Raw genomic sequence first — 24932 nt, 5'->3', positions numbered from 1 at the left:
GGGGCCCGAGTGGTCAGCCCCGGTCCGGGGCGACGAACTCGCACCACACGCACTTGCCGCCGCCCCGGGCCTCCACGCCCCAGGCGTCGGCGAGCAGGTCCACCAGCAGCAGTCCCCGCCCCAAGACCCCCGACTCGCCCGCCTCACGGCGGCGCGGCAGCGCGCTGGAGGAGTCCTCGACCTCGACCCGCAGCCGGCGCTCCCCGCCGGTGAGCGCCCGCAGCGTGACGATCGCCGCGCCCTCGGTGTGCATCAGCGCGTTGGTGATCAGCTCGTCGGCGACCAGCTCGATCTCGTCGGAGCGGTCCCGGACGCCCCAGGCGCGGACGGCGGCCCGGATCATGTGCCGGGCCTCGCTGAGGGCCTCCGGATCGCCGGACGCCACATGCTGCTGGAGCCGGCTCCCGGCCTGCGGGGTGTCCGGGCCGCGTCGGCGCAGCAGGAGCAGCGCCACGTCGTCGTCCCCGCCCTGCCGCTCCGCGACCTCGATGAGCTGGTCGGCGAGCTTGCGTACGTCGTCGGGGGCGGCGGCGATGAAGGCGGCCAGGGCCCGCATGCCGTCGGCGAGGTCGGCGCCGGGCTGTTCGACCAGTCCGTCGGTGCACAGCAGCAGGGTGTGGCCGGGGTCGAGCTCGAGGGTGCCCACCGGGTAGTCGAGCTGCCCGAACTCGGCGGACAGGCCGAGCGGCAGCCCGCCGGGCACCGGAACCCGTCGGCAGGTCCCGTCGGGGCTGCGCAGCAGGGGGTCGATGTGCCCGGCGCGGACCGCCTGGACGACCCCGGTGGTCAGGTCGACCTCCGCGTACAGGCAGGTCGCGAAGCGGTCGGTGTCGAGCTCGTGCAGGAAGACCGAGGCCCGGGCCATCACGGTGGCGGGGGTGTGCCCCTCGGCCGCGTAGGCCCTCAGCACGATCCGCAGCTGGCCCATGACGGCCGCCGCGTGCGTGTCGTGGCCCTGCACGTCGCCGATGACGGCCCCGACCCGGCCGCCGGGCAGCGGGATCAGGTCGTACCAGTCGCCGCCGATGTCGCGGCCCAGCGAGCCGCCGATGGTGGCGGCGCGGTAGCGGACGGCGACGTCGGCGCCCGGCACGCTGGGGATGGTGCGCGGCAGCATGGCCTGCTGGAGGCCCTGGGCGATGTCCTTCTCCTGCTCGTAGAACATGGCCCGTTGCAGGCTCTGCGCGATGCTGCTGCCCAGGGCGACGAGGATGTTGCGCTCCTCCTGGGTGAACCCCTCGCGGTTGCTGTAGAGCAGGCCCATCGCGCCGATCGGGCGGGCCTGGACGATGAGCGGCAGATAGGCCGCGGAGGTGATCTTCAGGTCGGTGATGTGCGGCCACAGCACGGGGTAGCCGGCCGCGAACTCCTCCGACGACTCGATGAAGCGGGGGGTGAGGGTGCGGACGACCTCGCTCATCGGGTACGGCTCGTCTATCCGGGTGACCAGCGTGCCGGGCACGAAGCTGCCCTCCGGCCCCTCCGCGATGAGCCGGATGCGGCCGGCCTCGACCAGTCCCATGACCAGGCTGGTCGCGCCGAGATGGGTGAGCCCGTGGGTGTCCTTGAGGACGTCGATGACGTCCTGCACGGTGCGGGCGTGCGCGAGGGCGGCGGTGGTGAGCTGGACGACGTTGGTCTGCTCGCGGCGCGCGTCGTCCAGGGCGGCCTCGTCGCGGCGGGCGGCGAGGTCGCTGAGCTCGTCGGTCGCGTCGCGCACGATGCCGACGATGCGGCGCGGCCGGCCGGTGCCGTCGCGCCGGATGTAGCCCTGGGTGTGGGTCCAGCGCAGCCGGCCGTCCCGCAGCCGCATGCGGAAGTAGGCGCCGTAGTTCTCGCTGCCGTCCTTGATGGCCGTGGCGACCAGTTCGTCCAGCCGGATGCCCTCGTTCGGCGGGACCCGGATCGCGAGGCTGGCCGGGTTCCCGTCGTATTCGTCGGGGCGCAGGTCGAAGATCTCGTGGGCCCGGGCGTCCATGTGGAACAGACCCGAGTCCAGGTCCCAGTCGAAGCTGCCCATGCGGTTGAGCGCCAGAATCGGATCCGGGTAGGCGGGCCAGTCGTCCGGGAGTGACGGGGCCCTCGCTCCCCGATCAGCCATGCGCCCACCTTGCCAGGATTTGCCCGATTCTTCGACCGGGGAGCGGGCCCCGCCCGACCGGGCTGCGCCCACGGTCAGCCGCTGAGGGCGTCGGCGGGGCTGCCGAAGACGATGCCGGACGCGTCGGTCGCCCCGGACACGCCGGACTCGTCCGGCCCGTCGGGGATCAGCCCTCCGCCGTCGAGCAGATCGGGGATCTCCGGGACGGTCTCCGGCCCGATGGCGTTGGGGTCGAACACGTCGGGGACGTCGGGGGCGAGACCGCGGTCGAGGTCGGGGGCGACGTCGGGGGCGACGTCGGGGTCGGGGGCGGGGTCGACGCCCGCGTCGGCGTCAAGGCCTGGGTCCGGGTCCGCGAACAGCGCCCGGCCCTCGGCCGCCGGGAGGACGACCTCCGAGCCCGGCATCGTACGGTCCGCTCCCGCACCGCCGCGACCGGCGACGAGGAACGCCGCCGAGAGCGCGCAGGCGGTGAGGAGAGTGCCAGTGGGTAGTCGCACCGCGTTCTCCGCATCGTCTCGATCGGTCCAGCTGAGGTGATTCGCCCACTATTGTCTGCTTCACCCTCCCGAGTCACGCAAGCGGAGTACGTGAACACACACAGTGATCCGGCAGGCGGCAGAAGAGGAGAATCAGGTCCGTGGAGTGGTTCACCGCACCCGAGTACTGGCTGAGCCGGCTGGTCTTCCAGCGGGCCCTGGCCGGTCTGTACCTGGTCGCGTTCCTGACGGCGGCCCTGCAGTTCCGGGCGCTGCTCGGCGCGCGGGGGATGCTGCCGGTGCCCCGGTTCGTCGCGCAGGTGCCCTTCCGACAGTCGCCGAGCCTGTTCCACCTGCGCTACTCCGACCGCCTGTTCGCGGCCTGCGCCTGGACGGGCTGCGCGGTGTCCGCGGCGCTGCTGGCCGGGCTGGACGGCCTGCTCCCCCTCGGGGCGGCGATGGCGCTGTGGCTGGTGCCGTGGGCCCTGTATCTGTCGATCGTCAACGTCGGGCAGACCTGGTACTCGTTCGGCTGGGAGTCGCTGCTGCTGGAGACGGGCTTCCTCGCCGTGTTCCTCGGCAACGACGAGGTGGCCCCGCCGATCCTCGTGCTGTTCCTGCTGCGCTGGATCCTGTTCCGGGTCGAGTTCGGCGCGGGCCTGATCAAGATGCGGGGCGACGCCTGCTGGCGGAAGCTCACCTGCCTCTACCACCACCACGAGACGCAGCCGATGCCCGGACCGCTGAGCTGGTTCTTCCACCGGCTGCCGAAGCCCCTGCACCGCGTCGAGGCGGCCGCCAACCACGTCACCCAACTCTTCGTGCCGTTCCTGCTGTTCGCCCCGCAGCCGGTCGCGACCGCGGCCGCTTCGCTGATGATCCTGACCCAGCTGTGGCTGGTGGCGTCGGGCAACTTCGCCTGGCTGAACTGGATCGCGATCGTCCTGGCCGTGCCCGCGCTCGAACTCCCCTCCGGACAGCGGTCCTTCCCGGCCGCTCCGGTCTGGTACGAGGCGGTCGTCCTCGCCGTCGGCGCGCTGCTGCTGTTCCTCAGCTACCACCCGGTGGTCAACATGCTCTCCCGCCGCCAGGTGATGAACCGCTCCTTCGATCCGCTGCATCTGGTCAACGCCTACGGCGCGTTCGGCAGCGTCAGCCGGATCCGCTACGAGGTGGTGGTCGAGGGCACGCTCGACGACGTGCCGCGCGAGACTTCCGACTGGCGGGAGTACGAGTTCAAGGGCAAGCCGGGCGATCCCCGGCGCTGGCCGCGCCAGTTCGCCCCGTACCATCTGCGGCTCGACTGGCTGATGTGGTTCGCGGCGCTCTCCCCCGCGTACGCCGGACCGTGGTTCGGCGCCCTGGTGGAGCGGCTGCTGGAGAACGACCGCGACACGCTGAAGCTGCTGCGCGGCTCCCCGTTCCCGCCCGACGAGCCCCCGCGCCACATCCGCGCCCGCCTCTTCCGCTACCGGTACACGACGTGGCGGGAGCTGCGGGAGACGGGCGCGTGCTGGCAGCGGACGTATGTGCGGGAGTACCTGCCGCCGACCCGGCTGGCGGAGGCGGCTCAGAGGCCGTAGACGCGGACGGCGGTGGTCTCCAAGATCCGGGTGTGGTCGCCCGGATCGGTCAACCGGCGTGCGATGTCGAGGACTTCGCCGTACGGGGCCAGGGGCGTGCAGACCGGCCAGTCCGAGCCGAACATCAGCCGGTCCGGGCCGAAGGCCGCGAGCACCGTGTCCGCGTACGGGCGGAGGTCGTCGACGGTCCAGGACTCGGGGTCGGCCTCGGTGAGCATGCCGGAGAGCTTGCACACCGTGTTGGGCAGGGCGGCGAGGGTCCGAACGGCCGAGGCCCACGGCTCCAGTGCGCCGGCGGCGATGGGCGGCTTGCCCAAGTGGTCGAGGACGAAGGTGAGTTCGGGCAGGTCGGCGGCCGCCCGGGCGCAGGCCGGGAGCTGGCCGGGCAGCACGACCAGGTCGTAGACGAGTCCGGCGTCGGCGACCGCGGCGAGACCACGCCGTACGTCCGCCCGCAGCAGCCACTCCGGGTCCGGCTCGCCCTGGACCTGGTGCCGGACGCCCTTGAGGTACCGGCCGCCGGGGAGCTCCCGCAGCCGGGCCAGTTCGTCGGCGACGTCCGGGCGGGTGAGGTCGGTCCAGCCGACGACGCCCGCGATCAGTTCGTGCTCGGCCGCCAGGGCGAGGAACTCGGGGGTCTCCTCGGCCACGGTGACGGTCTGGACGAGGACCGTGCGGTCGACGCCGGCCGCGCGGGCCTCGGGTGCGAGGTCGTCGACGGTGAAGTCCCGTCGGAGGGGGCTCCCTTCGGCGATCCAGTCCTGGTCGCGGACCGACAGGTCCCAGAAGTGCTGGTGCGCGTCGACGGTCACGGCAGCTCCCAGACGACGGGCAGGCCCGCGCCCGCGCCGTCGTCGGAGTAGTCGTGCACCACGTCGAGCAGCTCGGCCATCCGGGTCTGCCAGACCACGTTGACCGGCAGTTTCTCCAGCTCGGCGAGGAGGCGCGCGTAGTCCTCGCACTCCAGGACGTGGAACAGGTCCGTGCCGCTGCGCCAGATCGTCCAGGAGGCGGCCCCGGCGGCGCGGATGGCGTCCGTCAGCTCCTTCGGGACCTCGCGGTGGGCGGCCTCGTACTCGGCGACGCGGTCCGCGCGGACCTTCGTGTGCAGGGCGACCCTCATGACGGCTCCTCCTCGGGGAGCAGACCGGCAGCCCGCAGCTCCTGCCAGAAGGCGGCGGGGACGGGGTTCGCGAACTGTTCGGCGCAGTCGCGCACTTCGTCCGGCGAGCGCGTGCCGACCAGGACGCTCGCGACGGCCGGATGGGCGAAGCAGAAGGCCAGGGCGGCGGCCCGCAGAGTGGTGCCGTGCCGGTCGGCGATCTCCTTCATGCGCAGCGCCCGGTCCAGCAACTCGGCCGACGCCTGGGCGTAGTTGAACGTCGCGCCGGGCCGGGGGTCCGCCAGCAGACCGGAGTTGAACGCGCCCCCGATGACCACCGACACGCCCCGCTCGACGGCGGCGGGCAGCAGCTCGGTCCGGGCCCGCTGGTCGAGGAGCGTGTACCGGCCCGCGCACAGCACCACGTCGACGTCCGTGTCCCGGACGAAGCGCGTCAGCATCTCGGCCTGGTTCATGCCGGCGCCGATCGCCCCGACGACGCCCTCCGCGCGCAGCTTCTCCAGCGCCGGGTAGCCCTCGCGGAAGGCCTCTTCGGCGTGGTCGTCGGGGTCGTGGAGGTAGACGACGTCGACGCGGTCGAGGCCGAGGCGCTCCAGGCTCGCCTCCAGGGTGCGGCGGACGCCGTCGGCGCTGAAGTCCCACACCCGCTCGTGCGTGGCGGGGACGGCGAAACCGTCGGCCAGGTCGTCGCCGCCCCGGGCGGTGGGCTCCAGGCGGCGGCCCACCTTGGTCGAGACGGTGTACTCCGAGCGGGGGTGTTCGCGCAGGGCGGCGCCGAGGCGGCGTTCGGACAGGCCGAGGCCGTAGTGCGGCGCGGTGTCGAAGTAGCGAATGCCCTGCTGCCAGGCGGTGGCCACGGTCTCGTGCGCCTGCTCCTCGCCGACCTCGGTGAACAGGTTGCCGATGACGGCGGCGCCGAAGCCGAGCGGGCTGACGGGGACGCCGCTGCGCCCGAGGCCGCTCACTGCCCGACCGGCCTGAGCCGCAGGCCCTGCATGCCGCCGTCGACGGCGAGCGCGGTGCCGGTGGTGGCGCCGGACAGCGGGCTCGCCAGGTAGGCGACGGCCCCGGCGACCTCGGCGGCGCCGACGAGCCGGCCGGTGGGCTGACGGGCCTCCAGCGCGGCGCGCTCGGCGGCCGGATCGTCGGCCGCGTCGAGCAGCCGGCCGACCCACGGGGTGTCGGCGGTGCCCGGGTTCACACAGTTGACGCGGATGCCTTCGCGGACGTGGTCGGCGGCCATGGCGAGGGTCAGCGAGTACACCGCGCCCTTCGTCGCGCTGTAGAGGGCGCGTTGCGGGAGGCCCGCGGTGGCGGCGATGGAGCAGGTGTTGACGACGGCCGCGTGCGCGGAGCGCCTCAGATGCGGGAGGGCGGCGCGGGCCGTGCGGACCATGCCGACGACGTTGACGTCCAGCACCCGGTGCCACTCGGCGTCGTCGTTGTCCTCGACGGTCCCCTGCGCGCCGATGCCCGCGTTGTTGACCAGGATGTCCAGCCCGCCGAGTTCGGCGACGGCCGCCTCGACGGCCGCGCGCACCGAGGCGTCGTCGCCGACGTCGGCGCGGTAGCCGAGCAGGGGCTTCTCGACGCTCGACGGGTCCAGGTCGAGGACGGCCACCCGCGCGCCGCGCTCGGCCAGGAGCTCCGCGGTCGCCCGGCCGATGCCCGAGGCGCCCCCCGTCACCAGAGCCGTCAGCCCTTCGAAGTCGCTCACTGCGCCTACTCCTTCCGGTCCTTGAGGTCGGCGGCCCAGAAGCCGCCGCCGGGATACGTGTACCGCGCGATCGACTCGGGCCGCATGGCGGCCGAGAAACCCGGCGCGGTGGGTGCCGTGTAGTGACCCTCGCGGATCACCACCGGATCGAGGAAGTGGTCGTGCAGATGATCGACGTATTCGATGACCCGGTCCTCGGTGGTGCCGGTGAGGGCCACGTAGTCGAACATCGACAGGTGCTGGACGAGTTCGCACAGGCCGACGCCGCCCGCGTGCGGGCACACCGGGACCCCGAACTTGGCCGCGAGCAGCAGGATGGCGAGGTTCTCGTTGACGCCGCCGACCCGGGCGGCGTCCAGCTGGAGGACGTCCAGGGAGCCGGCCTGGAGGAGCTGCTTGAAGACGACGCGGTTCTGGACGTGCTCCCCGGTGGCCACCTTGACGGGAGCGACGGCCCGGCGGACGGCCGCGTGGCCGAGGACGTCGTCGGGGCTGGTGGGCTCCTCGATCCAGTACGGGTCGAACTCGGCGAGGGCGCGGGTCCAGCGGATCGCCTCGGCGACGTCCCAGCGCTGGTTGGCGTCGACCGCGATCCGGATGTCCGGGCCGACCACGGAGCGGGCGACGCGGCAGCGCCGTATGTCGTCCTCGAGGTCCGCGCCGACCTTGAGCTTGATCTGCCGGAAGCCGTCGGCGACGGCCTCGGCGGCGAGGCGGCTCAGTTTCTCGTCGTCGTAGCCGAGCCAGCCGGGCGAGGTGGTGTAGCCGGGGTAGCCGCGCTCCAGCAGCCGGGCCCGGCGTTTCTCGGCGCCTTCCTTGCCGCGGCTCAGCAGGTCGAGGGCCTCGTCGGGGGTGAGGGCGTCGGTGAGGTAGCGGAAGTCGATCTGGCGCACCAGCCACTCGGGCTCGGCGTCGGCGAGCAGCCGCCACAGGGGCCGGCCCGCACGCTTGGCGGCCAGGTCCCAGACGGCGTTGACGACCGCGCCGATCGCCATGTGCATCACGCCCTTCTCGGGGCCGAGCCAGCGCAGCTGGCTGTCGCCGATCAGGTCGCGGCTGAGTGTGCCCGGGTCGGCGCAGAGCTCGTCGACGGACCGGCCGACGACCTGCTCGCGCAGGGCGTCGAGCGCGGCGACCTGCACCTCGTTGCCCCGGCCGATGGTGAAGGTGAAGCCGTGCCCCTCGTGGCCGTCTGGCGCGTCGGTGCGCAGCACGACATAGGCGGCGGAGTAGTCGGGGTCCGGGTTCATCGCGTCGGAGCCGTCGAGCTCGCGCGAGGTGGGGAAACGGATGTCGTGGGTGTCGACCGCGGTGACGCGGGCGGTGGGCGGGGGCGCCATCGGTCGGCTCCTCATCTGGCGTGCTTCGTGCTTCATAGCGTCGCGCTTCGTGCGACAGCCAGCATATTTATCAGACCACTTCCCCCTCACAACACCCCTGAAGGCGAGTTTGAGCCCATTATTGAGGCAAGTGGTCCGACCACATCGATGGCTAGACTGCGCGGCACCGGCGACAGGAGAGAGCACGTGGACGAGCCGCGACAGGACGCACCGGCAGCCCCCAAGGGCACGGTGACGCAGCGCGCCATCGAGCGGATCAAGGCGATGATCGGCGAGGGGCTGCTGGAGCCGGGCCAGCGGCTGCCGACCGAGCGCGACCTCGCGGCCCAGCTGGGCATCTCGCGCAGTTCGATGCGCGAGGCGATCCGGGCGCTCACGGTGCTGGGCGTGCTGGAGGCCCGGCACGGCTCGGGCATCTATGTGACGCAGCTCCAGGCCGGGGACCTGCTGGAGACGTTCGGGGTGGTCGCCGATCTGTCGCGCGGACCCCGGCTGGTGGAGCTGCTGGAGGTCCGGCGGATCCTGGAGTCGACGGCGACCGCGCTGGCCGCCGCGCGGATCACCCCCGCCCAGCTGGCCGCCGTCGAGGGCCATCTGGACGCGATGAACGCCACCGACGACCCCGACGAGATCCTCGCCCACGATCTCGCCTTCCATCGCTCGATCGCGGCGGCCGCCGGCAACGAGACGATGGCGGCGATCCTCGAGGGCCTGTCCTCGCGCACCTTCCGGGCCCGGGTCTGGCGCGGCTACCGCGAGGAGGGCGCCTTCGACCGCACCCGCCGGGAACACGCCGCGATCCACCGCGCCCTGGCCGCCCGCGACCCGGAGGCGGCCCGCGCGGCCGCGGCCGCGCATGTGGGCGAGGTGGCGGAGTGGCTCAGGGCACAGGTCGGCACCTGACCGCCGGCTCTCGACGCGGGGCGTCCGGCGGGGCACAGTTCTCCTCACGTACTCACCAGTAGGACCAAGGAGCCGCCGTGACCAGCTGGGTCGGCCGGACCGCCGTCGAGATCGCCGCCGCCGTTCGGGAGAAGGAGGTCACACCGCGCGAGGTGGTGGCCGAGCACCTCGCGCGCATCGAGCGCCTGGACGGCCGGATCGGCGCGTTCCGCGTGGTGCGGGCCGAGGCCGCGCTCGCCGAGGCCGACGCGGTGGCCGCCCGCGGCGACCTGACCGAACTGCCGCTGGCCGGGGTGCCGGTGGCGGTCAAGGACAATCTCGGCGTGCGGGGCGAGTCGACGCGGGTCGGCTCGGCCGCGACCCCGGACACCCCGGCCGACGCCGACCATGTCACCGTGGCTCGGCTGCGGGCGGCCGGCGCCGTGGTGGTGGGGCTGACCAATGTGCCGGAGCTGTGTGTCTTCGGCACCACGGAGGGCGTTCACGGCACCGCCCGCAACCCGTGGGACACCTCCCGCACGGCCGGCGGCTCCTCCGGCGGCAGCGCGGCCGCGGTCGCCGCCGGGATGGCGCCGATCGCGCTCGGCAACGACGGCATGGGGTCGCTGCGCATACCGGCGGCCAACTGCGGCCTGGTGACCGTCAAGCCGGGCCACGGGGTGGTGCCGGCCGGGATCGGGGACGGCGACTGGTTCGGGATGTCGGAGAACGGTCCGCTGGCGACGACGGTGCGGGACGTACGGCTGATGCTGTCGATCCTCGCCGACACCGACGTCCCGGCGTCCGCGGAGCCCGCCGCGCTGAAGATCGCGGTGTCGGTGCGCAGCCCGCTGGCCGGGACCGCGGTGAGCAGGCCGTACACGGACGCGGCGCGGGAGGCGGCCGGGGTGCTGGTCCGGGCGGGGCATCACGTGGAGCGGGCGGATCCGCCGTATCCGCTGTCGCTGGGCGTCACCTCGCTGGCGCACTGGACGGCCGGCACGGCCGTGGACGCCGCGAGCCTCGACCCACGGCTGCTGACCCGGCGCACCCGGGTGCACGCGGCCCTCGGCCGGCGCTTCCTGAACGGGGTGCGTGACGGCTCGGCGCGGGAGACGCTGCGCCGACGGCTGGAGCCGTTCTTCGCGGAGTACGACGTGCTGCTCACCCCGGCGCTCGCGCGACGGTCGCCGAAGGCGGCGCCGTGGCACGAGCGGGGCTGGCTGCGCAACGTCCTGGTGAACACGAACTACTCGCCGCTGACCCCGCCGTGGAACCTGACCGGCTGGCCCGCGATGGCGGTCCCCTTCGGCACGCTGCCGTCGGGCGCCCCCACCGCCGTGCAGCTGGTGGGCCGGCCGGGGACGGAGGGCGAACTACTGCGGCTGGCGGGGCAGTTGGAGAGCCTGCGGCCGTGGCGGCGGACGGCTCCGCTCGACTGACCGAGGGACGGGAAGAAGACGACGGGGGCTCGGCATGGGCGTGCCGGGTGCGGCGCACGCCCATGCGGTGAGCGATCGCGAACGGGTCAGTCCACGCTGGGCAGGATGTGGTCCTCGGCGAGGTCCTCCTCGTAGCCCGCGAGGCGGATCGGGGCGGAGCGGGCCCACACGTCGAGGCTGCCGATCTCGCCGGGCCTGCGGCCGGCCCGCTCCGGGCGTTCCTTGGGACGTTCCTCGCGATTCGTCTTCTCCGGTGTCACCGCGCACTCCTTATGTGTCGGGTCACCCTCGGGGCGTGCCGGTCAGTCTGCGATCCGGCGCTCAACGCTCCCTCAGGTCTGGCTGAAGTCGGTGGCCACACTGTGGTGCCGGTGACTCCCAGGAGGGCTGGCCGTTGTGAACCGGCTTGTCCCAGACGGACGGTGGGTGTGGGTGGCACTCCGTCCTGCTGTCCGTCCGATACAGACTAACCAAATGAGCGGGGTGCCGCTCGATAGGGCTGAAAATTTGGGGTAACCATGGCGCGTCACCCGTATGTCCTCGCAAGTGAATTGAACTCCTTCCGTCACTTTCGCACCCTTTGAGTTCACCCGTCCGGCGTACACCGGCGAACGCGCCTGCCGGTCCGTCGCGCCGTTCAAGTGCCGTTCGTCCGATCGCAAGCCGGACCTGGTCTGCTGGCGTCCGGCAACGGCTGTCTCGCGGAAGGACAGACGCATGGAGCTGCGCAGCGTCGAGGAGCTGATGGACCTGCTGTACGCCTGCCGGGGCGTACCGGAAGCCCCGGACGGCGGTGTCGTCGGCGTCGATCTGCACGATCACGCGCTGCAAACGGCCGCACTGCTGCGCCGAAGTCGCCCCGCCGACAAGGAGCTCCAGCTCACCGGGCTGGTCCACCCCATCGGCCGGCTCCTGTGCCCCACCGGCACCGGCCTCCGTTCGGAGCGCGCCGCCGACGCCGTACGGCCGCTGCTGGGCACCCGTGTCTCCCGCCTCATGGGCCTCCATCCCTGGCACGAGACGCCCGCCGACGACGACGTGTTCAGCCTGCGCCAGGCCGACGAGGACGGCCGGGTCGCCGGATTCGACGCGGGGGTGCTGGAGGACTGGCGCACGGTGCTGGAACTGGTGGCGGCACGGAACTCACGTCTCGGGGCTGTCGATTGAGGGTGGGCCGTGAGACCGTGCGCCGATGACGTCGTCGTACGGGTTGAGCGGTAGGGCCGCGGTCGTGACCGGCGCCACGCGCGGCATCGGCCTGGCGGTGGCGCGTGCGCTCGCCGAGGCCGGGGCCAAGGTGTGCGTGAGCGCGCGCGACGCCGACGAGGTGAGCCGCACGGCCGCGGAGCTGGGCGGGATCGGCCTCGCGGGCGACGTCGCGGATCCCGGGTGCCCCGAGGAGCTGACGGAGCTGTGCCTGCGGACGTTCGGCCGGCTCGACGTACTGGTCAACAACGCGGCGACCAACCAGCCGTACGGCCCGCTGATGGACGCCGACCCGGCCGTCTGGCGCCGGGCGTTCACGGTGAACGTCGAGGCGCCGCTGCGGCTCGTGCAGTGCGCGTGGCGCGGCTGGATGCGGGAGCACGGCGGAGCCGTGGTCAACATCTGCACGGAGGGCGCGACCCACGTCGGCCCGTCCGTGGGCGCCTACGGCACCAGCAAGGCGGCCCTGCGCCACCTCACCCGACAACTGGCGGGCGAGCTGGGCCCGGGAGTACGGGTCAACTCCGTCTCCCCCGGCCTGGTCCGGACGGAGATGGCCCGCTTCATGTGGGAGCCGAGAGAGACGGAGATCGCACCGGCCCTGCCGCTGGGCCGCATAGGCGAGCCCGAGGACGTGGCGAGGGCGGTGCTGTGGCTGGCGTCGGACGAGGCGACCTGGATCACAGGAGCCGACCTGCTGGTGGACGGCGGCACGCATGTGAGAGCGGCGCGTCCCGACGTGCAACGGCCCTACCACTTCCCGGGCGCGTAGTCCTTCAAGAAGACCCCGTACAGGTCCTCCCCCGCCTCACCACGCACAACGGGGTCATACACCCGAGCCGCCCCGTCGACGAGGTCGAGAGGCGCGTGGAACCCCTCCTCCGCAAGCCGCAGCTTGTCGTAGTGAGGACGCTCGTCGGTGATCCAGCCCGTGTCGACGGACGTCATCAGGATCCCGTCGGCCTGGAACATCTCCTGCGCACTGGTCCGCGTGACCATGTTCATCGCGGCCTTCGCCGCGTTCGTGTTCGGATGCCCCGCACCCTTGTACCCGCGCCCGAAGACGCCCTCCATCGCCGAGACGTTCACGACGTACGCGCGTCCGCTCGCCGCCTTCCGGGCAGCCTCGGCCATGGCCGGGCGCAGCTGGCTGATCAGGATGAACGGCGCCGTGTAGTTGCACAGCTGGGTCTCGAGGAGCTCCACCGGGGAGATCTGCTCGATGGTCTGCACCCAGGTGTTGGTGTCGACGACGTCCGGCACCAGACCGCCCGCGTCGATGGCGGTGCCGTCGAGGTGCCGGGCGACGCTCGCGTTGCCGGCGACCAGGGCGAGGTCGGCGACCGCCTGTGCGTCCAGGCCGCTGATGCCGGCGGGCAGCGCGGCGAGGCCGTCGACCGCGCCGGAGCCGAAGGCGCCGATGACATGGTGGGCGGGCAGCTCGCCGGCGGGCAGCGGGGCGCTCTCGCCGCCGACCAGGGCCGCGTAGGCCGAGGGCAGCCGGCGTACGGTCTGCGTCGCGTTGTTGACGAGGATGTCGAGCGGGCCCGCCGCGGCGACCTGGTCGGCGAGGGCCACGGCCTGCGCCGGGTCGCGCAGGTCGATGCCGACGACCTCCAGGCGGTGGATCCAGTCGGCCGAGTCGTCCATGGCCTTGAAGCGGCGGATGGCGTCCTTGGGGAAGCGGGTGGTGATCGTGGTGTGCGCGCCGTCCCGGAGCAGCCTGAGCGCGATGTACATGCCGATCTTGGCGCGGCCGCCGGTGAGCAGCGCGCGCTTGCCGGTGAGGTCGGCGCGGACGTCGCGCTTGGTGCGGTTCAGGTCGGCGCAGGCGGGACAGAGCTGGTGGTAGAAGTAGTCGACTTCCACGTACCGGGCCTTGCAGGTGTAGCAGGAGCGCGGGCGCTGGAGTATCCCCGCGATCTTGCCCTCCTCGGTGACGGAGGACGGGAGGATGCCCTCGGTCTCGTCGTCGATGCGCTGGGCGGAGCCGGTGGCGGTGGCCTCGGTGACCGCCTTGTCGTGGGCGGTCTTGGCTGCCCGGCGCTCCTGGCGGCGGCGCTGCTTGACGGTGCGGTAGACGCCGGCGGTGGCCCGGCGCACGGCGATCGCGTCGGGGTGGTCGACGTCCAGCTTGTCGAGTTCGTCCAGCACCGCGAGGCAGACGGCGAGCCGCTCCGGGTCGATGCCGGGGCCGTACACGACGTCCTGCACGACGTCGTCCACGGCCTCCTCGGTGATCGCCGCCGAGCCGTCCTCTGTCACCGTCATCGCGCTGCCGCTTCCCTGCTGACCCGTGCGGCGCTCCGACCGCGCCCGCCTCGAACAGGGAATTTTACGGAGCGCCGGGCCTCTCCTCCAAACCCGTTCCCGTCAAGAGCCGCAGGCCGTGATGAGCGTCTCCACCTCGGCGGTCAGCGCGCGGGCGAACCGGTCGAGATCGGGGACGGCCTCGGCGTCGGCGACGAGCCCGTAGTGGACCTGGCCGCGGTAGGTCGAGACGGCGACCGCGAGCGCCTGGCCGCGGGCGAGCGGGGCGTACGGGAAGACCTCGGTGACCGGGTTCCCGCCGAGTTTCAGGCCGAGGCTGGGCAGCGGGACGCTGGTGACGAGGATGTCGAACCAGAGCCGGGCGGCCTGCCCGGCCAGCGGGCCGCCGAGGCGGTGGCCGAGGGCCGGGACATGGTCGGCGAGCAGGGCGACGGCGCCGGCGCCCCGGCCGGGTCCCGCGTCCTTGTTGCGGTCCATGGCGGCGCGAACCGTGGCCAGCCGGCTCAGCGGGTCCGGGTCGTCGACGGGGAGCCGGGCCAGGTACCCGGAGAGCCGGTTGCCCTGCGGGTGGGCGGTGCGCGGGCGGCGTTTGGAGACGGGGATGAGGGCGCGCGGCACGACGCCCTCGCTGCCGTCGCCGCGTTCGTCGAGCCAGCGGCGCAGGGCGCCGGCGACGACGGCGATCAGCACGTCGTTGACGGTGCCGCCGGCGACCTTGCGGATCCGGTGCACGTCGTCGAGGTCGATGACCACGCCGGCGGTGCGGCGGGTGCCGCTGGAGCGGGCGGTGAGGGCGGGGCTGGGGCGCATGCCCAGGGTGTGGACGGCGACGGAGGCGCCGATGTCGAGCGCGCGGCCCACGTCGGAGACGGCCCCGCGCAGCAGGTCGGGCAGTCTGCGGACGTCGGGGAGGAGCCCGCGGGGCGGCTCGGCGGGGCGGGGCCGGGGCGCGGGCAGGTCCAGCGGGTCGAGGACGGCGGCGGCCAGGGTCAGGGCGCGCAGGCCGTCGGCGAGGGCGTGGTGGAACTTGAAGAGCACAGCGAAGGACACGCCGTCCTCGCCCGGCAGCACATGCGCTTCCCACGGCGGGCGGCCGCGCTCCAGGGGCCGCTGCATGAGCAGGCCGGCGTCGTCCTGGAAGTCGGCGGTGGGCGCGTGCAGGGTGACGTGGTGGAGGGGGTCGAACTCGGGGTCCGGCTCCCGGGTCGCGCCGCCGAAGGCGAGCGGCAGCCGCAGGTCGAACGGACGGCGCAGGTCGAAGGGCTGGGCGGAGTCGAACGGCCGCCACACGTCTCGGATGCGCATGCGCAGCCCGGGGACGGCGGCCGCGCGGGCCGCGAGCAGGTCGGCGGCGTGGGCGCCCGCGGTGGGCGAGTCCGCCGTGAAGACGCCGAGCGCGCCCAGGTGCATGGGGTGCTCGGCCGACTCGAGGTTCCAGAACGCCAGGTCGAGGGGTGCCAGCAGATCATCAGCAGTCAAGGACTTGCCTCGCGTCGACGAAGAGGGTGAGGCAAGCAGTCAATCGCGCCGGGCGATTACGGTCAAGTACGATCATGCTACGCACAGTTAACAACGCATTAAGTTCAGGGCACCTGCTGCCCCTTGCCCAGGGCGATCACGCCGCCTTTGGACACCGTGTACAGCTCCGTGTCCCGCTCCGGGTTCACGCCGATGGTCGCACCCGGAGGGACCTCGACGTTCTTGTCCAGGACCGCCCCGCGCACGACCGCACCCCGCCCGATGCGCACGTTGTCGTGCAGGATCGAGCCCTGCACGACCGCCCCCGGATCGACCACGACCCCCGGGGACAGCACCGACCGGGTGACCTGACCGCGGATCAGACACCCCGAACTGATGATCGACTCACCGGCGATGCCGCCCGCGCTGAAGCGGGCCGGGGAGAGCTGGCCCGAGTGGGTGTAGATCGGCCAGCTGCGGTTGTAGAGGTTGAAGGCGGGGCGTTCGGCGATCAGGTCCATATGGGCGTCGTAGTACGCGTCGAGCGTGCCGACGTCCCGCCAGTAGCCCTGGTCGCGGCTGGTCTCGCCGGGCACATGGCCGTCGTGGAAGTCGTACAGCCGGGCCTCGCCGCGCTGGGTGAGCTGGGGCAGGATCGAGCCGCCCATGTCGTGGACGGAGGTCTCGTCCTCGGCGTCGCGCTGAAGCGCCTCGATGAGCGCCTTGGTGGTGAAGATGTAGTTGCCCATCGAGGCGAACACGGACGCCGGGTCGTCCGCGAGCCCCGGCGGGTCGGCGGGCTTCTCCAGGAAGCGCTCGACCGTCTGGCCGTCCGAGCCGGGAGTGATCACCCCGAAGGACGAGGACTCGCCGCGCGGGACGCGGATCCCGGCCACCGTGACGCCCGCCCCGCTGTCGATGTGCTGGGCGAGCATCTGGCGCGGGTCCATGCGGTAGACGTGGTCGGCGCCGAACACGGCCACGTACTCGGGCCGCTCGTCGTAGATCAGGTTCAGCGACTGCAGGATGGCGTCGGCGCTGCCGAGGTACCAGCGCGGGCCCAGCCGCTGCTGGGCCGGGACCGGCGTGACGTAGTTGCCGAGCAGGCTCGACATCCGCCAGGTGGTCGTGATGTGCCGGTCCAGCGAGTGCGACTTGTACTGCGTCAGCACGCAGATGCGCAGGATGTCGGCGTTGACGAGGTTGGACAGGACGAAATCGACGAGCCGGTACGTGCCACCGAAGGTGACCGCTGGTTTGGCACGGTCCGCCGTGAGGGGCATCAGGCGTTTGCCCTCGCCGCCGGCCAGCACGATCCCGAGCACCGAAGGTCCACCACGACGCATGGCCGCTCCCCTCACCCTGTTGGATACCCATGGCTGCCCAGGCGCGAGGTCGTCTACGCCTGTTTGACGATCTCCTCGTACAGCCGGACGGTCCGCCGGGCCACCGCGTCCCAGCCGAACTCCCCCACCGCGCGGGCCCGGCCCGCCTCTCCCATGCGGCGCGCCGTCTCCGGATCGCCGAGCAGCGCGTCCAGCGCGCGGCCGAGGCCCGCCTCGAAATCGTCGTCGACCGCGACGAGGGCGCCCGTCACGCCGTCCTCGACGACCTCCGGGATCCCGCCGACCCGGGAGGCCACGACGGGCGTGCCGCACGCCATCGCCTCCAGGTTGACGATCCCGAGCGGCTCGTACACCGACGGGCAGACGAACACGGCCGCGTGGGTGAGGAGTTGGATCACCTCGGGGCGTGGCAGCATCTTCGGGATCCAGTGCACGCCGTCGCGGGCGCCGCTCAGCTCCGCGAAGAGGTCGCGGAACTCCCGGTCGATCTCGGGGGTGTCGGGCGCACCCGCGCACAGCACCACCTGGGCCGCGGGGTCGATGTGCCGCACGGCGCGCAGCAGATGGGGCACGCCCTTCTGCCGGGTGATGCGGCCGACGAACAGCACGAACGGGCGATCCGGGTCGAGCCCGATCCGGGCGAGGGCGTCGGTGCCGTGGTCGGGGCGGTAGAGGGCGGTGTCGATGCCGTTGTGCACGACGTGGACCCGGTCCGCGGCCAGCGACGGATAGCAGGTGAGGATGTCCTCGCGCATCGCGCCGGAGACGGCGATCACCGCGTCGGCCGCCTCCACCGCGCTCCGCTCGGCCCAGCTCGACAGGGCGTAGCCGCCGCCGAGTTGCTCGGCCTTCCAGGGCCGCAGGGGCTCCAGCGAGTGCGCGGTGACCACGTGCGGGACGCCGTACAGCTGTTTCGCGAGATGTCCGGCCAGGTTGGCGTACCAGGTGTGGGAGTGGACGAGTTCGCGGCCTTCGAGGGCGGCCGCCATGGCGAGATCCACGGAGAAGGTGCGCAGCGCGTCGTTGGCCCCGTCGAGCGCGGACCAGGAACGGTGGCGCTGGACGCCGACCGCCCGGTCCGCGTTGGACACCTCGCCCCAGCAGTGCACCTCGAGGTCGACGAGCCGCCTCAACTCGCGGGCGAGGAACTCGACATGGACACCCGCTCCGCCGTACACATCCGGGGGATACTCCCGGGTCAGCAGTCCCACTCGCACCCGGAACCCCCCCATCTCAGCGGTCGGCTCCCTTCATGGTCACCCAGACGGGGCGTGTGGGGAAGAGCGCGGGGGTCGTGTGAAGCAACAGTCGCCGCAGACACCGCCGTCGGGCACCCGGTAGTAGAGGCAGCAGCTGCGGCGGCGGAACGCGGTGCCGGTGAGGGTGCCGGTGTCCGCGAGGAGCGGGTGGGCGAGGAGTTCGGCGGTGAGGGCACGCGCGTGTGCGGCGACGTCGGGGCGGCCCTGTGGGCGCGCCCACTGCACCAGCAGCCGGGCGGTCGCGGCCAGAGCCGAGGCGGCGTTGCCGCGCAGCAGGCCCGGCGCGACCGGGCAGCGGGCGCGCAGGGCGGCGGAGAGCGGTTCGAGGTGGCCGTCGAGGACGGTCTCGGCCACGGTCGCCGCGTCCGCGGGCCTCGGCCGCACCTCCGTCAGCCACAGGTCGTCCGGGGCTCCGGCGTCCGGGTCCCAACGCAAGCGCTCCGGGGCGAGGTCGGGGATCGCCCCGTACAGGACGGCGCAGCCCAGGGTGACCGACCAGAGCCGGGCCGCGAGCCCCTGCTGCGCCACGGAGGCGCCGATCCGCTCCTCGGGGGCGCGCAGGGCCCGGTTCACCTTGCGGATCCTGAAGGTCAGAGGGTCGGCGTCGGCCTCCGCCGCCGCGCCGTCAGGGATCTCCCCGTAGGCCCGCGCGAGCGTCGGCAGGGGGCGGGGCGGCTCTCCTGAGCCGGGTAGTGGGGTGCGCAGGGCGAAGAAGCCGCCGAGCGGGCGGAGCGCGGCGAGTCGGGGGTCGAGGTCCACGAGGTGCAGTAGTACCAAGGACGGTCGGGGTCGTGCTCAGGGGGATCCCTGGCTCGGCACCCGCCTGAGGGAGGACACCGGGGGCTTTCTACTCCATCGGTAGTAGGACCCATTGCGTGCTCAGGGACGACGACGGGAACAGATCCACAAGGCATCGTGTTGGTTATGAGAGCCAGCCGTTCGCAGCGCCGGGCCCCGCGCCCCCGCCTCACGCAGAGGAGCAGCTCATGAGCGCCCTCGCGTTGTCCGTGGTCCTGTCGCTCGTCTCCGCCGTGGCGTACGCGGGCGGGGCGATCGTGCAGGAGCAGGTCGCGGTGTCCTCGCCGGGCGAGGAGTACGCGCCGCTGCGCCGGGCGAGCTGGTGGGCCGCGGTGGCGTTGAACGGCATCGGCGGCGTTCTCCACGTGGTGGCGCTGGCCTACGGCCCTCTCAGTCTCGTCCAGCCGCTGGGCGCGCTGACGATCGTGTTCGCGCTGCCCATGGCCGCGCTGTTCGTCGGCCGCAGGGCCGGGGCGACGGCCTGGCGGGGCGCGATCATGGCGACGGTCGGTCTCGCCGGTCTGCTGTCCCTCGTCGGGGCGTCCGACGCGCAGTCCCTGAGCACCCCGCAGCGGGTGACGGTGGCCGTGGTCACCGCCGCCGCGGTCGTGGCCCTGATGATCGCCGCGCGGGCCGCGCATCGGCACCCGGCGGTCCGCAGCATGCTGCTGGCGACCGCGTCGGGCATCGCGTTCGGCATGTCGTCGGTGTTCACCAAGACCGTCGCCGTCGACTGGGCCGGCGGCGTCACGGCCGCCGACCTCCCCTCCCTGGCCGTGATCGGGGTGCTGGCCACGGCCGGCATGCTGTTGTCGCAGGCCGCCTACCGGGGCGCGGGCCTCGCGGCCCCGCTGGCGACGCTGACCGTGGTCAACCCGGTGGTGGCGGCCGCGGTGGGCATCACGATGCTCGGCGAGACCTTCCGCTACGGCACCACGGGCACCGCGCTCGCCCTGAGCTGCGGCGTGGTGGCGGCGGGCGGGTTGATCCTGCTGACGACAGAGCGTCTTCAAAGCGGATCCCCAGTGGCCGGGCTTCCGGCTGCCCAGGACGCGCCGACGCTGACGCCGGCCGCCGACGAGGCGTTCGAAGAGAAGCTCGCCGACGCGTTCGTGGCGAAGGGCCAGGAGCGCGGACGGGAGCAGGTGCGGGTGCAGGAGAGCCTGCCGGCGTCGGCCCAGGGCCGGGTTCCCGCCCAGGCCGGTGAGACGGACGTCCCGGTCGACCTGGGGAAACTGGCCGACCTGACCGACCTGCGGGAGGCCGACCTGGCCGACCTGCGGGAGGACGAACCGCCGGTTCTCCTCCTCCACCACACCTTCCCCGGTGGCCTGTACGTCCCGGCGCCGGCCCCCGACCGGCGCCGGGTGCGCGTCAAATCCTGACGCCGCCGGCCCGGAGATAGGCCACCGGATCGACGTCCGAACCGAAACCGGGCCCCGTCCGCACTTCGAAGTGCAGATGCGGGCCCGTGCTGTTGCCCGTGGAGCCGGACCGGCCGATGCGCTGGCCGCCGCTCACCGACTGACCGTCCCGTACGGAGATCGCCGACAGGTGGGCGTACTGCGAGTAACGGCCGTCGGCGTGCCGGATGACCACCTGGTAGCCGAAGGAGCCGCCCCAGCCCGCGCTCACCACCTTGCCCGCCGAGACCGCCTTCACGGAGGTGCCGGTGGGCACGGGGAAGTCGACGCCGGTGTGGTAGCCCTTCGACCAGGAGGAACCGGTCGCGTGGTACGGCGTTCCGGTGCCGGCGGTGACGGGCGCGACCAGGGAATGGCCGGTCGTCGCCTTGCCGTCGGACTCCTTCGCCTTGTCGCTCTTGGCGGGCTTGCTCTCCTTCTTGCCCTCCTTGGCCCCCGAGGAGGGCTTGGGGGAGGTCTTCGGCGAGGTCTTCTGCTTCGCCGCCTCCGCCAGGCTGAGCCGCTGGCCCGGCAGGATCAGGTCCGGGTCGGCTCCTATGACCGTCCGGTTGGCCGCGTACAGCCCCTGCCAGCCGCCCTTGACCTCCTCGGTGTCGGCGATGCCGGAGAGGGTGTCGCCGCGGACGACCGTGTACATCTCCACGGTGCCGGCCCGGGACTGGGGCGTGCTGTGCGCCTGCACGTCGTCCAGGGACGTCTTCGACGTCTTGTTCGATGTCGGGCCGGACTTCTCGGTCGTCTTCGTGGAGGTGCCGTTCGGGTGGATGTCGGGGGCGTCGCCGCCCCGGCTCAGTCCGGCCCGCACCGAGCACGCCGGCCAGGCGCCGGGCCCCTGTCCGTCCAGCACCTTCTCGGCGACGGCGATCTGCTGGTCCTTGGTGGCCAGATCCGCGCGGGGCGCGTACCGCGTGCCGCCGTACGCCTCCCAGGTGGACCGGGTGAACTGCAGCCCGCCGTAGTAGCCGTTGCCGGTGTTGATGTTCCAGTCGTTGGTCGACTCGCACGCGGCGACCTTGTTCCAGGTGTCCACGTCGGCCGCCTGGGCGACGCCGGTGCCGATCAGCGGTAGCGCCATGCCGGCGCCGCCCGCCGTGACGGTGAGTGAGGCTCGGTTGATCCTGTTCGGCTGATACCGGCGGTGCCGGCCGCGTACGGCCATGGAGATCCCCCTCGACATGCGTCAGGAGCGGCAAAAATACGGGCTGCGAACAGGCCATGACAAGACCACAACCGGCCGCGTGGGCTCCCTCGGTGGCACGGGGAGACCCCGTCGCGAAACCGGTCGAGAAAACCGTCAAGATGGTCCTCAGGACGGTGACGGTATCGACCGTACTGACGGGCACACCTTTGGAGGAGCCAACCGTATGAGCACTTCAGCCCAGATCGGCGTCACGGGGCTCGCGGTCATGGGCCGCAATCTCGCCCGCAACTTCGCCCGCAACGGCTACGCCGTCGCGGTGCACAACCGTACGGCGGCGAAGACGCACGCCCTGGTCGAGGAATTCGGCCACGAGGGCGAGTTCGTCGCGGCCGAGACCGCCAAGGAGTTCGTGGCGGCGCTGGAGCGGCCCCGCCGCCTGGTCATCATGGTCAAGGCCGGTGAGCCCACCGACGCGGTGATCCGGGAGTTCGCCCCGCTGCTCGAACCGGGTGACATGATCATCGACGGCGGCAACGCGCACTTCGCCGACACCCGCCGCCGCGAGCGCGAACTGCGCGAGCAGGGCATCCACTTCGTCGGCGCCGGCATCTCCGGCGGCGAGGAGGGCGCGCTGCACGGACCGAGCATCATGCCGGGCGGCTCGCCGGAGTCGTACGAATCGCTGGGCCCGATGCTGGAGAAGATCTCCGCCAAAGCCGCGGACGGCTCGCCCTGCGTCACGCACGTCGGCCCGGACGGCGCCGGCCACTTCGTGAAGATGGTCCACAACGGCATCGAGTACGCCGACATGCAACTCATCGGCGAGGCCTACCAGTTGCTGCGCGACGTCGCCGGGTACGAGCCCGCGCAGATCGCCGAGATCTTCCGCACCTGGAACACCGGACGCCTCGACTCCTACCTGATCGAGATCACGGCCGAGGTGCTGTCCCACGTGGACGCGGCCACGGGCAGGCCCTTCGTGGACGTCGTCGTGGACCAGGCGGAGCAGAAGGGCACCGGCCGCTGGACGGTCCAGATCGCGCTGGACCTGGGCGTGCCGGTCTCCGGCATCGCCGAGGCCGTCTTCGCCCGGTCGCTCTCGGGCCACGGGGCGCTGCGCGAGGCCTCGCGCGGCCTGGCGGGGCCGAAGGCGTCCGCGCTGGGCGAGGCGGAGGCGCAGGCCTTCGCCGACCGGGTGGAGCAGGCGCTGTACGCCTCGAAGATCGTGTCGTACACCCAGGGCTTCCACGAGATCGCCGCGGGCAGCGAGGAGTACGGCTGGGACATCGACCTGGGCGCGGTCTCCGCGATCTGGCGCGGCGGCTGCATCATCCGCGCGGCCTTCCTGGACCGGATCCGCGCCGCGTACGACGCCCGGGCCGACCTGCCGAGCCTGCTGTCCGACGCCACGTTCGCCTCGGAGATCGCCGCGGCGCAGGACCCGTGGCGTGAGGTGCTGGTCGCCGCGACGCTGCAGGGGGTGCCGACGCCCGGGTTCGCGGCGGCGCTCGCCTACTACGACGCGCTGCGGGCGGAGCGGTTGCCTGCGGCGCTCACGCAGGGGCAGCGGGACTTCTTCGGCGCGCACACGTATCGGCGGGTGGACCGGGAGGGGTCCTTCCACACGCTGTGGGGCGGGGACCGGTCGGAGGTCTCCGCGTAGCGCCCACCGCATGGGGTGATTCCGTGGGGGCGCGGGTGCGCGTGGGCGGGGGTTGCTCGCGCGGTTCCCCGCGCCCCGTGGGGGTGTCGGGCATCGTCGGCGGTCAGGTCAGGGGTGGGCCCGGTTCCGGGTCGGGGGTCGGTTCCGGGCCCGGAGGGATCGGGGAGGGGGACGGGTCCGGGGGCGGGCCCGGTCGTGGGGTCGGTTCCGGGACGGGGGGTGGCATCGGGGCGGGGAAGGGGTCCGGGGGGACCGGGGGCGGTCCGGGGGTCGGTCCGGGTGGGACCGGGTCGGGGTGCGGGTTGGTCATGGTGTCCTCCGGCCAGTTGTCGCGCTTGGCTCTGGACTACTCCCCCGCGTACCCGGGGCGGCCGCGGCCACTCACCCGGGTGGCCGACGTGCCGCAGGCCGCGTCGGTCAGAACCGGCCGGGGTGCGCGCGCAGCCAGTCCTTGGCGGCGGCCAGCAGCTCGGGATCGGCTGCCGGAGCCTCGTCGGGATGGCGTGCGGCCCACTTCACGACGTACGGGCACAGGGGCGCCACGGGGACGCCCTCGCGCGCGGAGACGGCGTACAGCTCGCGCGCCAGCGACCCCGCGATGCCCTTGCCCTCGTGGGCGGACTCGACGATGGTGTGCACCGGGACCAGCGCGCGCCCGGGCGACTCCAGGACGAAGTACTCGATGCGGCCCACGACTTCGCCGCCGTCACCGACGGCTTCGAGGCGGCCCGCCGCCCGGTCGTCGCGGATCTCGATGTCGCTCATGGGCACTCCCGGTGCGAGGTCTGTTTCGGTCAGACCGACACCGCGTGCGGGCTGCGCTCCTGGTCGGAGCCCGGTACCGGCTGCGACGGGTCGGCCCCGAGGGCCACGATCCGGTTGTCGCGGTCCACGTGCACGACTCGTGGCTCCAGCGCCCGCGCCTCGGCATCGGTCACCTGAGCGTAACTGATGATGATCACCAGATCGCCGGGGTGGACGAGATGGGCGGCGGCCCCGTTGATCCCGACCACCCCCGACCCGCGCTCGCCCTCGATGACATACGTCTCCAGCCGTGCCCCGTTGGTGATGTCGACGATGTGGACGAGCTCACCCGGCAGCAGGTCGGCGGCGTCCAACAGCTCTGCGTCGATGGTCACCGATCCCACGTAGTGCAGGTCGGCCTGGGTGACGGTGGCTCGGTGGATCTTGGACTTGAACATGGTACGAAACACGGAGAAACTCCCGTTTTGTCTGCTCCCTGCCTGTTTTTTCAGGTCAAGGGCGTTCACCGGAGGCTACAACGATTCGCGTGTTCGGTCAGCTGCGCCCGGGTGTATCAGGACTCACACCGACCCGTTGCCGACCTTTCTGACGCCACGCCAGTCGCACGAGCACGCGTGTGTCGTTCACCGCCCCGGCCGTCGGAGCGCGGGCGACCCGCGTGGTCACCGGGCCGTCGGCGCGCGACACGGCGTCGGGTGCGCCCGTCCGGCGAACGCCCGGCGAGCCCGGTTCGAGGTGCGTCTCGCTCACCGGCAGCCGCGCTGCGCGGATACGAGGGCATCACGCCCAGCGCACCGGTGCGCCACTGAGGGCAAGCATTCCCTCAAGAAAGCGGCCGGGCCGGGGGGGGGGGGCGCGGGGGGCCCCCCCCCCCGCGGGCCCGCGGTGGTTTCTCGCCCATCCGGCGGTTTGCGGGGCGGGGGGGGGCACGCCC

At 72.8% G+C, this 24932-nt stretch carries 23 protein-coding genes; 7 read left to right on the top strand and 16 right to left on the bottom strand.

Annotated elements, in window-relative coordinates:
- Positions 1–13: 13 nt before the first annotated feature.
- Together AB0J04_RS27650 and AB0J04_RS27645 are read right to left on the bottom strand one after the other, a co-directional pair.
- Positions 14–2101 (bottom strand): SpoIIE family protein phosphatase, encoded by a 2088-nt coding sequence (locus tag AB0J04_RS27650; protein WP_363171264.1) that lies wholly within the window; start codon positions 2099–2101, stop codon positions 14–16.
- A gap of 74 nt (positions 2102–2175) precedes the next feature.
- The gene (locus tag AB0J04_RS27645) at positions 2176–2601 is read right to left on the bottom strand and encodes a hypothetical protein (protein ID WP_363171263.1); all 426 of its coding nucleotides are present in this window, start codon (positions 2599–2601) and stop codon (positions 2176–2178) included.
- A 140-nt stretch (positions 2602–2741) separates the two neighbouring features.
- Here AB0J04_RS27645 and AB0J04_RS27640 point away from each other — a divergent pair, with 140 nt between their 5' ends.
- Positions 2742–4163: a lipase maturation factor family protein gene (locus tag AB0J04_RS27640; RefSeq protein WP_363171262.1), complete on the top strand. Its 1422-nt coding sequence runs from the start codon at positions 2742–2744 to the stop codon at positions 4161–4163.
- Here AB0J04_RS27640 and AB0J04_RS27635 read toward each other — a convergent pair.
- From AB0J04_RS27635 to AB0J04_RS27615, 5 genes are read right to left on the bottom strand one after another with little or no spacing between them, the layout of a single operon-like run.
- The gene (locus AB0J04_RS27635; protein WP_363171261.1) at positions 4151–4975 is read right to left on the bottom strand and encodes an amidohydrolase family protein; all 825 of its coding nucleotides are present in this window, start codon (positions 4973–4975) and stop codon (positions 4151–4153) included. The two genes, AB0J04_RS27640 and AB0J04_RS27635, sit on opposite strands and share 13 nt — an antisense overlap.
- Entirely contained in the window at positions 4972–5286 is a 315-nt protein-coding gene (locus AB0J04_RS27630; protein WP_363171260.1) for an L-rhamnose mutarotase, read from the bottom strand. The genes AB0J04_RS27635 and AB0J04_RS27630 overlap by 4 nt, the downstream gene beginning before the upstream one ends.
- Positions 5283–6251, bottom strand: a complete 969-nt coding sequence (locus AB0J04_RS27625; protein WP_363171259.1) for an aldo/keto reductase — start codon at positions 6249–6251, stop codon at positions 5283–5285. Before AB0J04_RS27625 ends, AB0J04_RS27630 begins: the two co-directional genes overlap by 4 nt.
- Entirely contained in the window at positions 6248–7003 is a 756-nt protein-coding gene (locus AB0J04_RS27620) for an SDR family oxidoreductase (RefSeq protein ID WP_363171258.1), read from the bottom strand. Before AB0J04_RS27620 ends, AB0J04_RS27625 begins: the two co-directional genes overlap by 4 nt.
- A gap of 5 nt (positions 7004–7008) precedes the next feature.
- A complete protein-coding gene (locus tag AB0J04_RS27615) occupies positions 7009–8343 on the bottom strand; it encodes an L-fuconate dehydratase (RefSeq protein ID WP_363171257.1) in 1335 nt (444 codons plus the stop codon).
- A 186-nt stretch (positions 8344–8529) separates the two neighbouring features.
- Here AB0J04_RS27615 and AB0J04_RS27610 point away from each other — a divergent pair, with 186 nt between their 5' ends.
- Both AB0J04_RS27610 and AB0J04_RS27605 read left to right on the top strand, forming a co-directional pair.
- Complete coding sequence (locus AB0J04_RS27610) at positions 8530–9246, top strand: FCD domain-containing protein (protein ID WP_363171256.1); 717 nt, start codon at positions 8530–8532, stop codon at positions 9244–9246.
- Between the two features lie 77 nt (positions 9247–9323).
- Complete coding sequence (locus AB0J04_RS27605; RefSeq protein WP_363171255.1) at positions 9324–10667, top strand: amidase family protein; 1344 nt, start codon at positions 9324–9326, stop codon at positions 10665–10667.
- An 86-nt stretch (positions 10668–10753) separates the two neighbouring features.
- On the opposite strand, the gene AB0J04_RS27600 is transcribed toward AB0J04_RS27605, so the two are convergent.
- Positions 10754–10927: a hypothetical protein gene (locus tag AB0J04_RS27600; protein WP_363171254.1), complete on the bottom strand. Its 174-nt coding sequence runs from the start codon at positions 10925–10927 to the stop codon at positions 10754–10756.
- Positions 10928–11384: 457 nt separating this feature from the next.
- Here AB0J04_RS27600 and AB0J04_RS27595 point away from each other — a divergent pair, with 457 nt between their 5' ends.
- Together AB0J04_RS27595 and AB0J04_RS27590 are read left to right on the top strand one after the other, a co-directional pair.
- Positions 11385–11834, top strand: a complete 450-nt coding sequence (locus AB0J04_RS27595) for a hypothetical protein (RefSeq protein ID WP_363171253.1) — start codon at positions 11385–11387, stop codon at positions 11832–11834.
- 25 nt (positions 11835–11859) lie between these two features.
- A complete protein-coding gene (locus AB0J04_RS27590; RefSeq protein WP_363171252.1) occupies positions 11860–12645 on the top strand; it encodes an SDR family oxidoreductase in 786 nt (261 codons plus the stop codon).
- Here AB0J04_RS27590 and AB0J04_RS27585 read toward each other — a convergent pair.
- From AB0J04_RS27585 to AB0J04_RS27565, 5 genes are all read right to left on the bottom strand, one after another.
- Positions 12624–14144, bottom strand: a complete 1521-nt coding sequence (locus AB0J04_RS27585; protein ID WP_363171251.1) for an SDR family NAD(P)-dependent oxidoreductase — start codon at positions 14142–14144, stop codon at positions 12624–12626. The two genes, AB0J04_RS27590 and AB0J04_RS27585, sit on opposite strands and share 22 nt — an antisense overlap.
- Before the next feature lie 102 nt (positions 14145–14246).
- Positions 14247–15623 (bottom strand): wax ester/triacylglycerol synthase family O-acyltransferase, encoded by a 1377-nt coding sequence (locus AB0J04_RS27580; protein WP_363171250.1) that lies wholly within the window; start codon positions 15621–15623, stop codon positions 14247–14249.
- Positions 15624–15727: 104 nt separating this feature from the next.
- Positions 15728–16948: a glucose-1-phosphate adenylyltransferase gene (glgC, locus tag AB0J04_RS27575; RefSeq protein WP_363171249.1), complete on the bottom strand. Its 1221-nt coding sequence runs from the start codon at positions 16946–16948 to the stop codon at positions 15728–15730.
- A gap of 53 nt (positions 16949–17001) precedes the next feature.
- Positions 17002–18165 carry a glycogen synthase gene (gene glgA, locus AB0J04_RS27570; protein ID WP_363171287.1) on the bottom strand — a complete coding sequence of 388 codons (1164 nt, stop codon included), beginning with the start codon at positions 18163–18165 and terminating at the stop codon, positions 17002–17004.
- Positions 18166–18204: 39 nt separating this feature from the next.
- Positions 18205–18966 carry a (2Fe-2S)-binding protein gene (locus AB0J04_RS27565; protein WP_363171248.1) on the bottom strand — a complete coding sequence of 254 codons (762 nt, stop codon included), beginning with the start codon at positions 18964–18966 and terminating at the stop codon, positions 18205–18207.
- A 227-nt stretch (positions 18967–19193) separates the two neighbouring features.
- Here AB0J04_RS27565 and AB0J04_RS27560 point away from each other — a divergent pair, with 227 nt between their 5' ends.
- Positions 19194–20390: a DMT family transporter gene (locus tag AB0J04_RS27560; RefSeq protein WP_363171247.1), complete on the top strand. Its 1197-nt coding sequence runs from the start codon at positions 19194–19196 to the stop codon at positions 20388–20390.
- Here the strand turns inward: AB0J04_RS27560 and AB0J04_RS27555 are convergent.
- Positions 20380–21588 (bottom strand): transglycosylase family protein, encoded by a 1209-nt coding sequence (locus AB0J04_RS27555; RefSeq protein ID WP_363171246.1) that lies wholly within the window; start codon positions 21586–21588, stop codon positions 20380–20382. The two genes, AB0J04_RS27560 and AB0J04_RS27555, sit on opposite strands and share 11 nt — an antisense overlap.
- A 205-nt stretch (positions 21589–21793) precedes the next feature.
- On the opposite strand from AB0J04_RS27555, the gene gndA reads away from it, so the two are divergent.
- Positions 21794–23233: an NADP-dependent phosphogluconate dehydrogenase gene (gene gndA / locus AB0J04_RS27550; RefSeq protein ID WP_363171245.1), complete on the top strand. Its 1440-nt coding sequence runs from the start codon at positions 21794–21796 to the stop codon at positions 23231–23233.
- Between the two features lie 417 nt (positions 23234–23650).
- Here gndA and AB0J04_RS27545 read toward each other — a convergent pair whose 3' ends face one another.
- Together AB0J04_RS27545 and panD are read right to left on the bottom strand one after the other, a co-directional pair.
- Positions 23651–23998 carry a GNAT family N-acetyltransferase gene (locus tag AB0J04_RS27545; protein ID WP_363171244.1) on the bottom strand — a complete coding sequence of 116 codons (348 nt, stop codon included), beginning with the start codon at positions 23996–23998 and terminating at the stop codon, positions 23651–23653.
- A 29-nt stretch (positions 23999–24027) separates the two neighbouring features.
- Positions 24028–24447: an aspartate 1-decarboxylase gene (gene panD / locus AB0J04_RS27540; RefSeq protein WP_363171243.1), complete on the bottom strand. Its 420-nt coding sequence runs from the start codon at positions 24445–24447 to the stop codon at positions 24028–24030.
- Positions 24448–24932: the final 485 nt, after the last annotated feature.

Source organism: Streptomyces sp. NPDC050263, from assembly GCF_040655955.1.
Lineage (GTDB): Bacteria > Actinomycetota > Actinomycetes > Streptomycetales > Streptomycetaceae > Streptomyces.
The sequence above is the reverse complement of the archived record's forward strand: the minus strand, read 5'-3'. Positions and strand labels throughout refer to the sequence as shown.

What these genes read in the sequence shown, in the direction of transcription:
- glgC (WP_363171249.1), bottom strand. Translation starts at nt 16,948, where the DNA reads ATGCGTCGTGGTGGACCTTCGGTGCTCGGGATCGTGCTGGCCGGCGGC.
- AB0J04_RS27630 (WP_363171260.1), bottom strand. Translation starts at nt 5,286, where the DNA reads ATGAGGGTCGCCCTGCACACGAAGGTCCGCGCGGACCGCGTCGCCGAG.
- AB0J04_RS27615 (WP_363171257.1), bottom strand. Translation starts at nt 8,343, where the DNA reads ATGGCGCCCCCGCCCACCGCCCGCGTCACCGCGGTCGACACCCACGAC.
- AB0J04_RS27595 (WP_363171253.1), top strand. Translation starts at nt 11,385, where the DNA reads ATGGAGCTGCGCAGCGTCGAGGAGCTGATGGACCTGCTGTACGCCTGC.
- gndA (WP_363171245.1), top strand. Translation starts at nt 21,794, where the DNA reads ATGAGCACTTCAGCCCAGATCGGCGTCACGGGGCTCGCGGTCATGGGC.
- AB0J04_RS27585 (WP_363171251.1), bottom strand. Translation starts at nt 14,144, where the DNA reads ATGACGGTGACAGAGGACGGCTCGGCGGCGATCACCGAGGAGGCCGTG.
- AB0J04_RS27545 (WP_363171244.1), bottom strand. Translation starts at nt 23,998, where the DNA reads ATGAGCGACATCGAGATCCGCGACGACCGGGCGGCGGGCCGCCTCGAA.
- AB0J04_RS27590 (WP_363171252.1), top strand. Translation starts at nt 11,860, where the DNA reads ATGACGTCGTCGTACGGGTTGAGCGGTAGGGCCGCGGTCGTGACCGGC.
- AB0J04_RS27560 (WP_363171247.1), top strand. Translation starts at nt 19,194, where the DNA reads ATGAGCGCCCTCGCGTTGTCCGTGGTCCTGTCGCTCGTCTCCGCCGTG.
- AB0J04_RS27555 (WP_363171246.1), bottom strand. Translation starts at nt 21,588, where the DNA reads ATGGCCGTACGCGGCCGGCACCGCCGGTATCAGCCGAACAGGATCAAC.
- AB0J04_RS27650 (WP_363171264.1), bottom strand. Translation starts at nt 2,101, where the DNA reads ATGGCTGATCGGGGAGCGAGGGCCCCGTCACTCCCGGACGACTGGCCC.